The organism is Paraburkholderia panacisoli (assembly GCF_008369935.1).
In the GTDB taxonomy this organism is placed as follows: domain Bacteria; phylum Pseudomonadota; class Gammaproteobacteria; order Burkholderiales; family Burkholderiaceae; genus Paraburkholderia; species Paraburkholderia panacisoli.
The window spans coordinates 1-14082 of record NZ_VTUZ01000091.1; the positions used below are offsets into that span (position 1 = coordinate 1).

General features: G+C 62.7%; 14 protein-coding genes and 1 pseudogene. 13 read left to right on the forward strand and 2 right to left on the reverse strand.

Annotated elements, in window-relative coordinates:
* Nucleotides 1-66 precede the first annotated feature (66 nt).
* Nucleotides 67-1149 (reverse strand): IS630 family transposase, encoded by a 1083-nt coding sequence (locus FVF58_RS49665; RefSeq protein ID WP_149676792.1) that lies wholly within the window; start codon nt 1147-1149, stop codon nt 67-69.
* A gap of 141 nt (nt 1150-1290) precedes the next feature.
* Here FVF58_RS49665 and FVF58_RS49670 point away from each other — a divergent pair.
* Nucleotides 1291-3672: pseudogene (locus tag FVF58_RS49670) on the forward strand (phosphoketolase family protein).
* 4 nt (nt 3673-3676) lie between these two features.
* Nucleotides 3677-4831 carry an acetate/propionate family kinase gene (locus FVF58_RS49675; RefSeq protein WP_149676793.1) on the forward strand — a complete coding sequence of 385 codons (1155 nt, stop codon included), beginning with the start codon at nt 3677-3679 and terminating at the stop codon, nt 4829-4831.
* A 230-nt stretch (nt 4832-5061) separates the two neighbouring features.
* On the opposite strand, the gene FVF58_RS49680 is transcribed toward FVF58_RS49675, so the two are convergent.
* Nucleotides 5062-5244: a hypothetical protein gene (locus tag FVF58_RS49680; RefSeq protein ID WP_149676794.1), complete on the reverse strand. Its 183-nt coding sequence runs from the start codon at nt 5242-5244 to the stop codon at nt 5062-5064.
* An 838-nt stretch (nt 5245-6082) separates the two neighbouring features.
* Here FVF58_RS49680 and atpD point away from each other — a divergent pair.
* The 11 genes from atpD (at nt 6083) to FVF58_RS49740 (ending at nt 14036) form a co-directional block, all read left to right on the forward strand.
* A complete protein-coding gene (atpD, locus tag FVF58_RS49685) occupies nt 6083-7585 on the forward strand; it encodes a F0F1 ATP synthase subunit beta (RefSeq protein ID WP_149676795.1) in 1503 nt (500 codons plus the stop codon).
* Nucleotides 7582-8031 carry a F0F1 ATP synthase subunit epsilon gene (locus FVF58_RS49690; protein WP_149676796.1) on the forward strand — a complete coding sequence of 150 codons (450 nt, stop codon included), beginning with the start codon at nt 7582-7584 and terminating at the stop codon, nt 8029-8031. Before atpD ends, FVF58_RS49690 begins: the two co-directional genes overlap by 4 nt.
* A complete protein-coding gene (locus FVF58_RS49695) occupies nt 8028-8354 on the forward strand; it encodes an AtpZ/AtpI family protein (RefSeq protein WP_086909452.1) in 327 nt (108 codons plus the stop codon). Before FVF58_RS49690 ends, FVF58_RS49695 begins: the two co-directional genes overlap by 4 nt.
* Complete coding sequence (locus FVF58_RS49700; protein ID WP_188131220.1) at nt 8351-8638, forward strand: N-ATPase subunit AtpR; 288 nt, start codon at nt 8351-8353, stop codon at nt 8636-8638. The genes FVF58_RS49695 and FVF58_RS49700 overlap by 4 nt, the downstream gene beginning before the upstream one ends.
* The gene (locus FVF58_RS49705) at nt 8635-9330 is read left to right on the forward strand and encodes a F0F1 ATP synthase subunit A (RefSeq protein ID WP_086909450.1); all 696 of its coding nucleotides are present in this window, start codon (nt 8635-8637) and stop codon (nt 9328-9330) included. The genes FVF58_RS49700 and FVF58_RS49705 overlap by 4 nt, the downstream gene beginning before the upstream one ends.
* On the forward strand, nt 9330-9578 hold the full coding sequence (locus FVF58_RS49710) for a F0F1 ATP synthase subunit C (protein WP_046564982.1): 249 nt from the start codon (nt 9330-9332) through the stop codon (nt 9576-9578). Before FVF58_RS49705 ends, FVF58_RS49710 begins: the two co-directional genes overlap by 1 nt.
* Nucleotides 9579-9591: 13 nt before the next feature.
* Nucleotides 9592-10341, forward strand: coding sequence for a F0F1 ATP synthase subunit delta (locus tag FVF58_RS49715; RefSeq protein WP_149676798.1), 750 nt, complete (start codon nt 9592-9594; stop codon nt 10339-10341).
* A complete protein-coding gene (locus FVF58_RS49720) occupies nt 10322-11890 on the forward strand; it encodes a F0F1 ATP synthase subunit alpha (RefSeq protein WP_149676799.1) in 1569 nt (522 codons plus the stop codon). The genes FVF58_RS49715 and FVF58_RS49720 overlap by 20 nt, the downstream gene beginning before the upstream one ends.
* Nucleotides 11887-12780, forward strand: a complete 894-nt coding sequence (locus FVF58_RS49725) for a F0F1 ATP synthase subunit gamma (protein ID WP_149676800.1) — start codon at nt 11887-11889, stop codon at nt 12778-12780. The genes FVF58_RS49720 and FVF58_RS49725 overlap by 4 nt, the downstream gene beginning before the upstream one ends.
* Before the next feature lie 118 nt (nt 12781-12898).
* Nucleotides 12899-13051, forward strand: coding sequence for an SDR family oxidoreductase (locus tag FVF58_RS54000; protein WP_246217590.1), 153 nt, complete (start codon nt 12899-12901; stop codon nt 13049-13051).
* A 640-nt stretch (nt 13052-13691) separates the two neighbouring features.
* Nucleotides 13692-14036: a hypothetical protein gene (locus FVF58_RS49740; RefSeq protein WP_188131221.1), complete on the forward strand. Its 345-nt coding sequence runs from the start codon at nt 13692-13694 to the stop codon at nt 14034-14036.
* The last annotated feature ends 46 nt before the right edge of the window (nt 14037-14082 follow it).

Below are 14082 nucleotides of genomic sequence, written 5' to 3' on the forward strand. Positions count from 1 at the left end.
GCGCAGTTGACGCTGCAGTTCGCTTGCATGATGTTTCGCGGGTAAGGCAGGCATGAGCGCTCCGGTTCAGGATGCGCCAGTTTGCAACGGGTAGCCCCGGAAAGTCCATCTGAAGGGGCGCGCCGTCTGATTGCGCTGGCGGATGAAATGCGCTGTACGCTCGCGCAGATGCGCAGTGCTGAGGTGACTGGCGTGACGCAGCACACGGCGCGTATAGGCCGCAAACCACAGTTCGATCTGGTTCACCCAGCTCGCGTGCAAAGGGGTGAAGTGGAAGTGAAACCGCTCGCTGTGCCGCGCGTTGAACGCCTGCCAGACGGCGTGTGCACGATGCGTGTTCAGGTTGTCCCAGATCACATGCACCTGTTTGCCCGGATACGCGGTTGCCACGCTGTCCATGAAGGCCACCAGATCGTCCTGGGTGCGCCGGTCGCGGCAACTGCCCAGCACCTGGCCGGTATGCACATCCAGCGCGGCAATCAGCGCCTGTGTGCCATGACGGATATATTCAAATTCACGACGACGCAACCGTCCCGCTGCGGGTGCGCGTCCAGGATGCTTGCGTTCAATGGCCTGGATGCCGGTCTTCTCGTCAATGCTCAGCACGACCGCATTCTTCGGCGCCTTGCGGTACAGCCTGCAAATCACGTTGACCTTCTCGCGAAACGCCGGATCCGGACTGTGCAGCCACTGTTGCACCCGATGCGGACGAACGTCGCCGGCCTGCAGGATGCGTTGCACATGGCTGCGGCTGATCTGTTCGACGATCCCACGCTCGACGGCGCGCGCCATGATCTCATCGAGCGTCGGCGTAACCCGGCCGTGCGCGTCCTGCACCTCGCACGCCAGCGCGATCAGTTGCAGCCGCGCTTCCTGCGTGATGCGCGGCGGACGACCGCTACGCTCGCCCTCCCGGATACCTCGAGCGCCTTGCCGTGCAATGCGCTGGCGCCACAGGCTGACCGTCTGCACGGACACGCCCAGTTCCTGTGCGATCGCTGCGCCTGAGTAGCCCTCATGGGCCATTAACGCGATGCGTGCCCGCGTCACATCACGCTGTGCAGCCGTCGTGCGCCTGATCAGCGCCAGCAGTTCCTCCCGGTCCTTCCTAGCCAGCTTCACTGGCGTTGCATGACGACCTCGGCTCATGCGACCAGGATAGACCATGCAACCAATTTTTAAAGGTAATTGCGGGACGCTGTACTAGTGCTGAAAATACAGGCCTTGTCTGCGGGCGCAAACGCAAGCGCACCGAATTTGTACACGGAGTTTGCCTCAAGGAGTGTTGATATGTCCGATGTCGCCGATGGTGAATCCTCGCTAATTGCCGACACGCTGCGCAAAATAGACCAGTACTGGCCGCGTGCAATTATCTCGCTGCCGGCATGATTTACCTGCGCGACAATCCCTTGTTGCGCGAGCCGCTGAAACCCGAACACATCAAGAACCGGCTGCTGGGCCATTGGGGCTCGGATCCGGGGCAAAGCTTCGTGCTGGTGCATCTGAACCGGCTTATTAAGCAACTCGATCTCAACGTCATCTACATTTCCGGCCCAGGGCACGGCGCGCCCGCGACGCTTGCCAGTTGCTATCTGGAAGGCCACTACTCGGAGATCTATCCGGAATGCAGCGAAAATGAAGAAGGCATACGCCGCTTTTTCCGGCAGTTTTCTTTTCCAGGCGGCATCGGTTCGCATTGCACACCCGAGACGCCGGGCTCGATTCACGAAGGCGGCGAGCTCGGTTACTGCCTCTCGCATGGCTACGGCGCAGCCTTCGACAATCCCGATCTGATCGTCACCGTGGTGATAGGCGATGGCGAAGCAGAAACGGGCCCGCTCGCGACGTCATGGCAATCGAACAAATTTCTGAATCCTGTTCGCGACGGCGCCGTGCTGTCGATCCTGCATCTGAACGGCTTCAAGATCGCGAATCCGACGATTCTCGCGCGGATTCCTCGCGAAGAACTCGAAGCGCTTCTGGTCGGCTACGGTCACCGGCCGTATTTCGTCGAGGGACACGATCCCGAGACCATGCATCGCCAGATGGCCGGAACGCTGGAACGCTGTATCGACGAGATTCGCTCGATCCAGCAGCACGCACGTGCGAGCGGTGACGCAACACGCCCCCGCTGGCCGATGATCGTGTTGCGCACGCCGAAGGGCTGGAGCGGCCTAAAAGAGGTCGGCGCACACAAGGTAGAGGGATCATGGCGCGCGCACCAGGTGCCGATTGCGGATCCCGCGACGAACGAGACCAGTCTGAAGCTGGTCGAGAGCTGGATGAAAAGTTACCGGCCGCAAGAACTGTTCGACGAGGCCGGAAGGCTCGTCGCCGAATTGCGCGAGATGGCGCCTGCCGGCACGCGCCGCATCAGCGCCAACCCACATGCGAACGGCGGCCTGTTGTGCAAAGCGCTCGATATGCCGCCGTTTCGGGGCTATTCGGTCGACGTGAAAGCACCCGCGGCAAGCTACATGCCGCCGACCGATGTGCTTGCGAGATTTTTACGCGACGTCATGCGCCGCAATATGACCAACTTCCGCGTATTCGGTCCGGACGAAACCGCCAGCAATAAACTGACCGCCATCTACGAAGCATCCGAAAAAACGTGGCTCGCCGAGACTCGGCCCGACGATGAGGACGACGGGGAAGTCGGTCGATGGCCGCGTCATGGAGATGCTGAGCGAGCACACGCTCGAAGGATGGTTCGAAGGCTATGCGCTCACCGGCCGGCACGGCCTCTTCGCGACCTACGAAGCCTTTGTGCACGTGATCGATTCGATAGTCAACCAGCACGCAAAATGGCTGGAGAAGGCAAAGCGCGAACTGAGATGGCGGCAACCAGTACCGTCGATCAATCTGCTGACTACGTCGCTCGTCTGGCGCCAGGATCACAATGGCTTCACGCATCAGGATCCGGGTTTTCTCGACGTCGTCACCAACAAGAGCCCCGACGTCGTTCGCATCTACATGCCGCCCGATGCGAACTGTCTGCTGAGCGTCGCCGACCACTGCCTGTACTCGCGCGATTACGTCAACGTGATCGTCGCGGACAAGCAGCCGCATTTGCAGTATCTCGACATGGCCGCGGCCGTCACGCATTGCACGAAGGGCATCGGCATCTGGGATTGGGCGTCGACCGACCAGGGCGTCGAGCCGGACGTCGTGATGGCGTGTGCCGGCGATATCGCGACGATGGAATCGCTCGCCGCCGTGCAGATACTCAAGGAACGGTTCCCCGATCTGAAAATCCGCTTCGTCAACGTGGTCGACCTGTTCCGGCTCATGCCGGATACCGATCATCCGCACGGTCTGTCGAATCGCGACTTCGACTCGCTGTTCACCGTCGACAGACCGGTCATCTTCAACTTTCACTCCTATCCCACCCTCGTCCACAAGCTCAGCTACCGGCGCTCGAACCACGAGAACATGCATGTGCACGGCTATCAGGAGAAAGGTAACATCAACACGCCGCTTGAACTGGCCATCGCCAATCAGGTCGACCGGTTTTCGCTGGCTATCGACGTGATCGATCGCGTTGCGTGCCTGCAAGGCGTCGGCGACCACGCCAAGGAGTGGCTCCGCGGGCAGATCATCGAACATCTCGCGTATGCGCACACCGAAGGCATCGATAGCGAAGCGATTCGGAACTGGACATTGACGGGGTAGCCCGATGACACGAACAGACCCGGAAACAGGCGATATTCTCGTGCTGAACAGCGGCTCGTCGTCGCTCAAGTTTGGTCTGTTCAGCGTCGCTGCGGACGACGAGGCGCCGCTACTGGACGGCAGCGCGGACGGCATCGGCCGCGCGGGCGGTAGCCTGCAAATGAAGTCTCGCGACGGCAACGTCGATGTACAGATGTCGCCCGTGATGGAATCGCAAACCGGCGCCTTGCAAAAGCTCGCGTCGGTGCTCGACGAGCATGGCTATGGACGGCCCGTGGCAGTGGGGCATCGGGTGGTGCATGGTGGCCCGAATGTGCGGACCCATCGGCGCTTGACCGCCGAGGTGAAGCGGCAGTTGCAGGAAGCGGTGCACTTTGCGCCGTTGCATATTCCGCCGGCGCTGACGCTGATCGACGAGGCATCCGCCATCTTCGGCGACGCGCAGCATTTCGTCTGCTTCGACACGGCCTTTCATTGCACGCTGCCGCCGCCCGCGGCGCATCTTCCGCTGCCGCGCCGTTATGCGGATGCGGGCGTAATCCGCTATGTGTTTCACGGGCTATCGTACGAATCGCTCGTGCACAGACTCGGTGCCGACTTGCCGGCTCGAACGGCGTTTGCCCACCTGGGCAATGGTTCGAGCCTCTGCGCGTTGCGCGATGGGAAGTCCGTCGATACGTCGATGGGTCTTACGCCGACAGGTGGGATACCGATGGGCACGCGTAGCGGCGACCTGGACCCAGGCGTGCTGCTTTATCTGATGCGCGTCGAGGGGCTCGATGCGGACGGACTGGAGACTCTGCTGAACCGCGCAAGCGGCCTCGCGGGATATGCTGGAGGCGAAAGCGACATGCAGGCGCTGCTCAGACGAAGCGCCGATGGCGATAGCGACGCGGCGCTCGCCGTGGAGGTGTTTGCGACGGCCGTGCGAAAGTCGATCGGCGCGTACGCGGCCCTTCTGGGCGGAATCGACCTGCGGGTTTTCACGGGCGGAATCGGCGAGCACAGCCCTGAGATACGCGACAGGATCTGTATGGAATTCGACTTCCTCGGTCTGTCGCCAGGACATCACGTAGCCAAGGTCCGCGTGATGCATACGGAGGAACAGCGTCAAATCGCACGGCATTGCCGGGCCTTGCTGGAAAGCCCCGCGAATTGAATTTTCGCAGGGCCGACGATCAGGGTTCATCATTCCTCGCGCGGCCGTCCTGGGCGCCCTGAAAGTAAATACTCAAGGCGTTCAAGAATACGGTGCGCGCGATTGTGCCGAGCGTCGGTACGGTGCCGTACCGGGTCCAGGGCGTGGTCCCGTTCGCGTATTTAAGGGGCCGTATCAGGATGTTAATTCACGTCGGGATGCGAAATCCTAACTCCCGTGCACTCAATATCTCAGTTCGCGAGCCCCTTGCGGATCGACTTCAACTCCTCCCGGCGCTGCGCTGTTGTTTTGGGGTAGGCCATTGAGAGCCCCTCGAGCGTATCCAGCAGAATCCGGGACACAATCAGTCGCGCGTTCGCCTTGTTGTCGGCAGGAACGATATGCCAGAACCTTTGCTGATTGCCATGGCTCATTCAATCAAGGCTGGGCAGTCTGCCAGCTGTCACCGGTCCACACATGCCTACCCCGATAGGGCGATTCGCAATTCGCCGGGCGGGTACGAGACTTGACCGTCTCACGGCAGAATGGACTCGTCTGTACGGTAACGTTCAAGCCCCTCCACCCGGTGATTCAGGCTGGTCCACAGGAGGTGATCGGTTAGCCGCCACCGGCCCCACATAACCGATTCGTGACGCAGCCGATTTCTCAACATGCATGGCGGCTCCCCACCAAACCGTTGAGGCATTGTTCGAACTCTTGAATGAGTTGAAGACCTGTGCAATGCCGGTACGGCAACGTACCGACTTCTGTCACGCGATTGCGCACACTTTTGGTAATAGCTGCCCCGCGTTTTAACTCCGACGACTCGTGCTGCTGGCAACCGCGGAAGCAGACATTTTTCAGTACGCCCGCGACTCCTCTCGCAGCTGCGCCACCACAAGCCGCAAGACCTGTTCTCGGTCCAGAATCCCGCCGTTATCACGCAGTGCGCTGATTCGGCCTGAAGACTGTCATGCGGGCGGCTGCCTCTCATATCGCTGCGTGACTGATATATCCGGACACGCAGCGCTCCGGTTTATTGTGGCCATGCTGCGGGAGAACGCTCATCAAGAATACGAAGAGCCTCAACACCGGTGCGCCCGGGTTGGTCGGATTGGCTTTGACCACCTGGCTGCTCTGCACGTGCAACGCCGGCTGGTTGCCGGCGGGGACAGTTGCGCCCGCAGTTGCTGCGGCTGTCTTCAGATGGCCGCTACACATGCCGGCGTTCCGCGTTCGCAATCGTGCAACCGGCCTAAGAGCGGTCCAATCATGGATCCCATGACACGAGTGCCACGCGGCCGCGTCATCGCAGTGCGCGGCGCAATCGTCGATGTCGCGTTCGACAACGCCGCCCTGCCGCTCATCGAAGAGTCGCTGTCGATCCTTTCCGATCAGGGACCGCCGATCATCGCGGAAGTGCAGGCTCATCTGGACGAATGCACGGTCCGCGCGCTCGCTTTGCAGTCCACCAACGGGCTGCGGCGCGGCACACCGGTGCGGGCATCAGGCGGACCTATCCTGGTGCCCGTTGGCGAAGCCATGCTTGGCCGTCTGATCGACGTCACAGGTACACCGGGCGATCGCGGCGCGCCCTTTCCCGTCGACGTGCCACGCCGGCCCATTCATCGCGCGCCGCCACCGTTCGCCTCGCAGAGCGCGGCCACCGAGATCTTCTGGACCGGCATCAAGGTGATCGACCTGCTCACGCCGCTCGCTCAGGGCGGCAAGGCGGCGACGTTCGGCGGCGCCGGCGTCGGCAAGACCGTACTCGTGATGGAACTCATTCACGCGATGGTCGAGCGGTATAAAGGCATCTCGGTTTTTGCGGGGGTCGGCGAGCGCTCGCGGGAAGGTCACGAGATGCTGCTGGATATGCGCGGCTCCGGTGTGCTGCCGCGCACGGTGCTGGTCTACGGACAGATGAACGAGCCGCCCGGCGCGCGCTGGCGCGTGCCGTTGACCGCGCTTACCGTCGCCGAATACTTTCGCGACGAGCGTCGACAGAATGTTCTGCTGTTGATGGACAACGTGTTTCGCTTCGTGCAGGCGGGCGCTGAAGTGTCCGGGCTGCTCGGACGGCTGCCGTCGCGGGTCGGCTATCAGCCGACGCTCGCCAGCGAGGTTGCGGCGCTAGAGGAGCGCATCGTGTCGGTGGGTGGCGTGTCGGTCACCGCGATCGAGGCCGTCTACGTCCCGGCGGACGACTTCACCGACCCGGCGGTAACGACGATCGCGGCGCACGTCGACAGCATGATCGTGCTGTCTCGCTCGATGGCCGCCGAAGGCATGTATCCGGCCATCGATCCGATTGCTTCTTCGTCGATCCTGCTCGATCCCGCTTTCGTCGGCGAAGAGCATGCCGCAGTCGCCATCGAGGTGCGCAAGACCATCGAGCACTATCGCGAGTTGCAAGACGTCATCTCGTTGCTTGGCGTCGAGGAACTGGGGGTCGACGACCGGCGCATTGTCGGACGTGCGCGCCGGATCCAGCGGTTCCTGACCCAGCCGTTCGCCGTCACCGAGGCCTTCACGGGCGTGCCCGGCCGATCGGTGGCGGTCGCGGACACGATTGCCGGTTGCAAGGCGATCCTGGCTGGCGACTGCGACACCTGGCAGGAGAGTTCGTTCTACATGGTGGGCACGCTCGGCGAAGCGCGCGCACATGAGACCGCGGCTGCCGAACCCGCAACGCCTAACGCATCGGTGCAACCTGCGACAGCAGCGCCGGTACCTGCGAAACCACAACCCGCGGCGGAGGCCGCCTCATCATGAACGCGAGCCTGCATCTGACGATTGCCACGCCTGCGCACGTGCTGCTGGACGACCAGCAGGTCGTCGCGCTGCGCGCCGAAGACGAAACCGGCAGCTTCGGCATTCTGCCGGGCCATGCCGCATTCCTGACTGTTCTGGCGCCGTCCGTGCTGCGCTGGCATGGAGCGGATGGCGTCGAACATTTTTGCGCGGTGAAAGAAGGTGTGCTGCGGGTTTTCGGCGGACACGATGTGGCGATCGCGTGCCGAGAAGGCATGCTGGGCGATTCGCTTGACGTCCTTGAAGAACAGGTTCGGGCAGCACGCGCGGCGCAGCTCGACGTGGTACGCCGGGCCCGGGTCGAAGAGACCCGCCTGCATGCCCGGGCCGTGCGTCAATTGCTGCGTTATCTGCGCCCGGCCGCAGGCCCTGCAGAAGCCACTGACAGCAGCGGGACCACGCCATGACGCAGCCGACCCCAGAGTCGCCGGACGACCTCGAACCCACCGCCGACGCGCTCGCCCGCGCGGCGCGTGAGGCCGTGCAACGCAAGCGCCGTGCGGAGCTGGAGCCCGAACCGTCGCTGGGGAGCCGCCTCGGTCAGATTGGCATTCTGGGTTGGACGATCGTTCTGCCTACCTTGCTGGGACTTGCGATCGGCCACTGGCTCGACAAGCACTTCGCCACCGGCGTGTTCTTTTCAGCTCCGCTGCTGATGGTCGGAGCGGCCATCGGACTATGGTCGGCGTGGAAATGGATGCACCGGCAAACCAGACAGGATCGGCCATGACAACTCACTTCCCGCTGATCGCCCAGATTGCGACAGGCCTGTGCGTGGGCTTTCTGGCAGGCGCGATCCATTTCGCGAGCTTGCACTGGAACGTCGGCCTGATCGTCACCGGTTCGCCCTGCAGGGCATTGGCGCTGCAACTGCTGCGCATGGCCGGCGTGGCCGTCCTGTTCTTCGCGTTGGCGAAGCTCGGCCCGTGGGCACTGCTGTGCGGCGCCTCAGGTCTGCTGCTCGCACGCTTCGCTATTCTTCAGCGCGTTCAGCGCGTTCGGGTGACGTCATGATCGCCTCACCGCTCGTCACCGCCACACTGTTCCATATCGGCCCGATCGGCATCTCGACGCCCGTGGTGACGACATGGGTCATCATGGCCCTGCTCGCGACCGGCGCAGCCTGCTACACGCGCCGCTTGTCGCTTACGCCGTCGAAAATGCAAACGCTGCTGGAGTTGCTCGTCGGCACGATAGACGACCAGATTCGCGACACGATGCAGGTCGAGCCCGAACGTTATCGCGCGCTGGTCGGCACCCTCTTTCTCTTCATTCTGGTCAGCAACTGGTCATCGCTCCTGCCTGGCGTAGAACCGCCGACCGCACATGTCGAAACCGATGCCGCGCTGGCCTTGATCGTTTTCTGCGCGACGATTTTTTATGGCGTCCGCTCGCGCGGCCTGCTCCGGTACCTTGCCGCTTTCGCCGAACCCACGTGGATCATGATCCCGCTGAACGTGATCGAGCAGATTACGCGGACCTTTTCTCTGGTGGTGCGGCTGTTCGGCAATGTGATGAGCGGCGTGTTCGTCGTCGGCATCGTGCTGTCGCTGGCCGGCCTCCTTGTGCCAATTCCGCTCATGGCGCTAGACCTTCTGACGGGCACGGTGCAGGCGTACATCTTCACCGTGCTGGCGATGGTCTTCATCGGCGCGGCACTCGCCGAAAATCCCCCAAACACCTCCAGCAAACAGGCAGACGCGTAATGAACAACCTTATCCAGGTGGTGAGCATTCTCGCGGCGGCGCTCGCCGTTTCGTTCGGCGCGATCGGACCTGCGCTTGGCGAAGGGCGCGCGGTTGCAGCCGCGATGGATGCCCTCGCCCGCCAGCCAGAATCGGCCGGCACGATATCGCGGACGCTGTTCGTCGGTCTCGCGATGATCGAGACCATGGCGATCTATTGCCTGGTGATCGCGTTGCTCGTGCTGTTCGCGAATCCTTTCATCAAATGAGCCTGGAGCGATCATGCATATCGACTGGTGGACGCTCGGCTTTCAGACCCTCAACGCGCTTGTGCTCGTCTGGTTGCTGGCGCGCTTTCTGTTTCGCCCGGTAGCAAAAATCGTGGCCGAGCGTCAACGCACCGCGGCGGTGCTGATCACTGAGGCCGCCGCCGCCAAAGCGGCAGCGCTCGACGAACGGCAGAAGGTCGACGCAGACAGCGCGCAGCTCGCCGGGCAGCGTGCGCACCTGCTCGAAACCGCGACGGCCGAAGCGGCACAACTCAAAACGTCGCTGGAAGAGGCAGTCCGCACCGAAACTGAACAGATGCGCACCGCCGCCCAGGCTGCGGCCGACGCCAGCCGGCGCGACGCCGCGGCAGCCGACGCCGACCGCGCCTCGCAATTTGCGCTCGACATCGCGGCGCGGCTGCTCGACCGGTTGCCTGCGGAGGCGCGGGTTGCCGGCTTCATTGACGGGCTCGCTAGCGAACTCGCCAAACTGCCCGAATCGACCCGGGCGCAACTGACCGGCGACGATGGCGCCGTCCGGCTGACCGCGCCGCGCATGCTCACCGAAACTGAACTGGCTGCCTGTCGCACGGCATTCGCGCAGGCGTTGGGTCATGAACTGCAGATTCAGGTCACAGTCGATCCCGCGGTGATCGCAGGGCTTGAACTGGAAGCGCCTCATGCGCTCGTGCACAACAGTTTCCGTCACGATCTGGCTGGCCTGAAAACGGCGCTACTCGCTCATGACACAGTCCCAGCTTAAGCAGCCTGCGTGCGCGGCAGCCGACCACGACTGGCTCGCCGGCAGTCGCGCCGTGCTCGGGCGCGCGCAGTTCGCTGCGCACGCTGAAACGGTCGGCCGGGTCGAACACGTGTCAGACGGCATCGCGTCGGTTTCCGGCCTGCCGGAGGTCCGGCTGAACGAATTGCTACGCTTTCAAGATGGCCGGCTCGGCTTCGCGCTCACGCTCGACACTGACGCCATCGGCGCCGTGCTGCTCGACGATGGCGACGCCATCACCGCCGGCTCGCGTGTGACCGGAACGGGGCAAGTGGTCGAAGTACCCGTCGGCCCAGGCCTGCTGGGACGCGTGATCGATCCGCTCGGCAGGCCGCTCGATCGCGACGAACCGATCCAGGCCGCCATGCATCTGCCGATCGAACGGCCGGCGCCGTCCATCATCGACCGGGACCTGGTTGCGCAACCGGTCGCGACCGGCATTCTGCTGATCGATGCGCTGTTCGCGATCGGGCGTGGGCAGCGCGAGCTGATCATCGGCGATCGCACGACCGGCAAGACTTCGATCGCGATCGACACCATCGTCAACCAGAAGCACTCGGACATGATCTGCGTGTATGTCGCGATCGGCCAGCGCGCCACGGCAGTACAACGCGTCATCGATGCCGTGCGCCGGCACGGCGCGCCCGAACGGTGCGTATTCGTGGTCGCATCGGCAGCCGCGTCGCCCGGCTTGCAATGGGTTGCGCCGTTCAGCGGATTCTCCATCGCCGAATATTTCCGTGACCGTGGGCAACACGCGCTGATCGTGATCGACGATCTGAGCAAGCACGCTGCGACCCATCGCGAACTCGCGTTGCTCACGCGCGAGCCGCCGGGTCGCGAGGCCTATCCGGGCGACATCTTCTATCTCCATGCACGACTGCTGGAACGCGCTGCGAAACTGTCGGCGGAACTGGGCGGCGGTTCGCTGACCGCCTTGCCGATCGCGGAAACCGATGCCGGTAATCTTTCAGCCTACATTCCCACCAATCTGATCTCGATTACCGACGGGCAGATCATGCTCGACGCCGCGCTTTTCGCCGCGAACCAGCGGCCTTCGGTGGACGTCGGCCTGAGTGTGAGCCGGGTCGGCGGCAAGGCGCAGTTACCTGCGTTGCGCAAAGTATCGGGGCGCCTGCGGCTCGACTACTCACAGTTTCTGGAACTGGAGATGTTCACCCGCTTCGGCGGCCTCATGGAGGCTCGTGTCAAGGCCCAGGTGGTCCGCGGCGAGCGGATCCGTGCATTGATTACACAACCGCGTTTTGCGCCGTTAAGTGCCGTCGATGAGATCGCGCTACTGGCCGCGCTCGCCGACGGCGTATTCGATACGCTACCGGCCAGTGCCATTGCGACAGTCCGCGGGCGTCTCGCTGCGCATCTCGATACCAACGGCGGCCCTGTGGCCAGCGCGGCGCTCGTCTCGTCCGGATCGCTCGAGGTGGCCGCACTTACCGCGCTAGTCGCCGCCGTGCGTGACCTTGCCATCCAGGTCAGCGCCGCGCCTTCCACGCAAGACGGGGTCCCATGAGTAACAAGCTCAGTGAAGTTCAGACGCGCATGACGGGCGTGCACGGCCTGGAATCCGTAGTGGGTGCGATGCGCGGCATCGCCGCGGCCCGCTCGCGTGAAGCCCGCAGTCATCTCGACGGCATTCAGGCGTGCGCGCGGATGGTCGGTGCAGCGATCGGGGATGCCCTTGTGCTGGCCGGCCGCCATGCGTTGTCCACATCTGCCAACGCCTCGGCAGGCGGAGCACTAACGATTATCCTGGGTGCCGAACAGGGTTTTGTCGGCACGTTCAACGAACATGTGATCGATGCGGCGGTCAGCTCGGCGTCGGCTTCACCGACGGAGTATTTCATGGTCGGCGACCGCGGCAACGTGGCCGCAGCGGAACGCGGGCTCAACATTGGCTGGTCGGCGCCGATGGTCACGCATGCCGACGAAGTGCCGGCGCTCGCCGATCGCCTCGCCAACGCTTTGTATGAGCGCCTCGAGGCCGGGTGTTCGGCTCAGGTCAAGATCGTGCATGCGGTGCCGAATTCATCCGCAACAATTGAAGTCTCGCAGCAGATGCTTTTGCCCTTCGACTTCGATCGGTTGTCGATCACGCCTGGCCGCGACGCACCGCTCGTCACCCTCGCCCCCCAGCGGTTGCTGGAACGACTCGCGCAGGAGTATGTGTTCGTGCAACTCTGCGAAGCCATCATGCTGTCGTTCGCCGCCGAAAACGAAGCACGCATGCGGGCGATGATCGCCGCACGCACGAACGTCCACAACACGCTCGAACGATTGGCCGGCAACTTTCGCCAGTTGCGGCAGGAAGAAATCACGTCGGAAATCGTCGAACTGTCGGCCGGCACCCTCGCGGCCGCTGAGGGTCGCCGCAAACCGCGTCTGCGACCGATATCCCGCTAGCTACCTAGGCGCCATAGCTGGCGCAAAGCGGCGGCCAAAGCACTGGCTTATTGCAATCAGATCTCCGCCGGCGCCGTCAAAACACGCCCAGCGTCCGGCATCGACCATTTTCGATGCGTTGCTGGACGATGTCCGCTCGCACACGCCGGCACGGCATCTTGTCACGATCGAGGAGATCGGACGAATCGCAACCGTGCTTGCAAGCGATGCGGGCATGACGCTGACCGGCTCTGTCATCTACGCAGATGCGGGATTTCATATCCTGGCGTAGGCTGCAGGATCCGCCGCGGCCAGTGTGTGCCGCACGAGCTGAATTTCTCGCCCGCGTCTCGATATTGCGTGAATTGTGCGCGGCATGGTCTGCCGCGCCGGCATGTTACCTGTATGCCCGGTACGGCATCGTACCGACTCACGCAAGCATTGCGCACAGCATGTGCGGGAGTGGGCTCAATCTACGATCCAGCGCACTCTCGACGACCGCGCACGGAACAGTCACATGCAGCAGAGCAACTTCGGCGACTTCACCGTGCTCCGCCAGGATCATCGGCAAGCCGGTCTGCACACCCTGGCCGAACTCGTTGGATGAGGCGCTGCTCGGGCGGCGGAGTATAGACCCTCTGGTCCCTTGCACATCGGTATATTCGCCATCCGATGGTATCGTGGGGTGGGCAGGATGCGTTGGGACCGAGTCCGAGTATCATCGGAACATCGAAGTGGACAACGTGAGTCACTGGGGCATGATTCACAATCCGGAAGTGCTGCGTGTCGTGGCAGCCTTCTTGCCGAGCATCGGCACGGCACATTTTGCACGTTGTTCGATACCTGCGTCACCAAATTGCTCTAGATGAAAAGGCAAAGAACTCCAAAGCACGTTCAGCAGGTCGCGCAATATATCGACGGAGAAAGAGAGCATGAGCAACAAGGTGAAGAAGGAAAACGCAACATCGGCCCATATTGAAACTGCGTATGTGTTGGAGCTGTCCGTCGGAGCATCGCATGTGGCCAGCACGCTGTACCCGACGTCGCGGCAAGCATGTATCGAGGAGCTGACGGGGAATTTTCTGGCAAGACATGGAAGCACCGACTTAAAAAGCTTTCTGTCGGCATTGGCTGAAAAATTAGATGCACGCGCAAACATTGAGGGCGCCGCTGCGGTTCGACATTACGCAATGTACGGTGCAACTCCTGAAGCCCTCACCATCCCCGCATCCGCAGTCGCGACTAAAAAAAGGACACTGCGTACGGCATCACGTTAACCACGGTCGCCGTAAATTCATCTAATTGGACTCTGCTTTTGCGGGG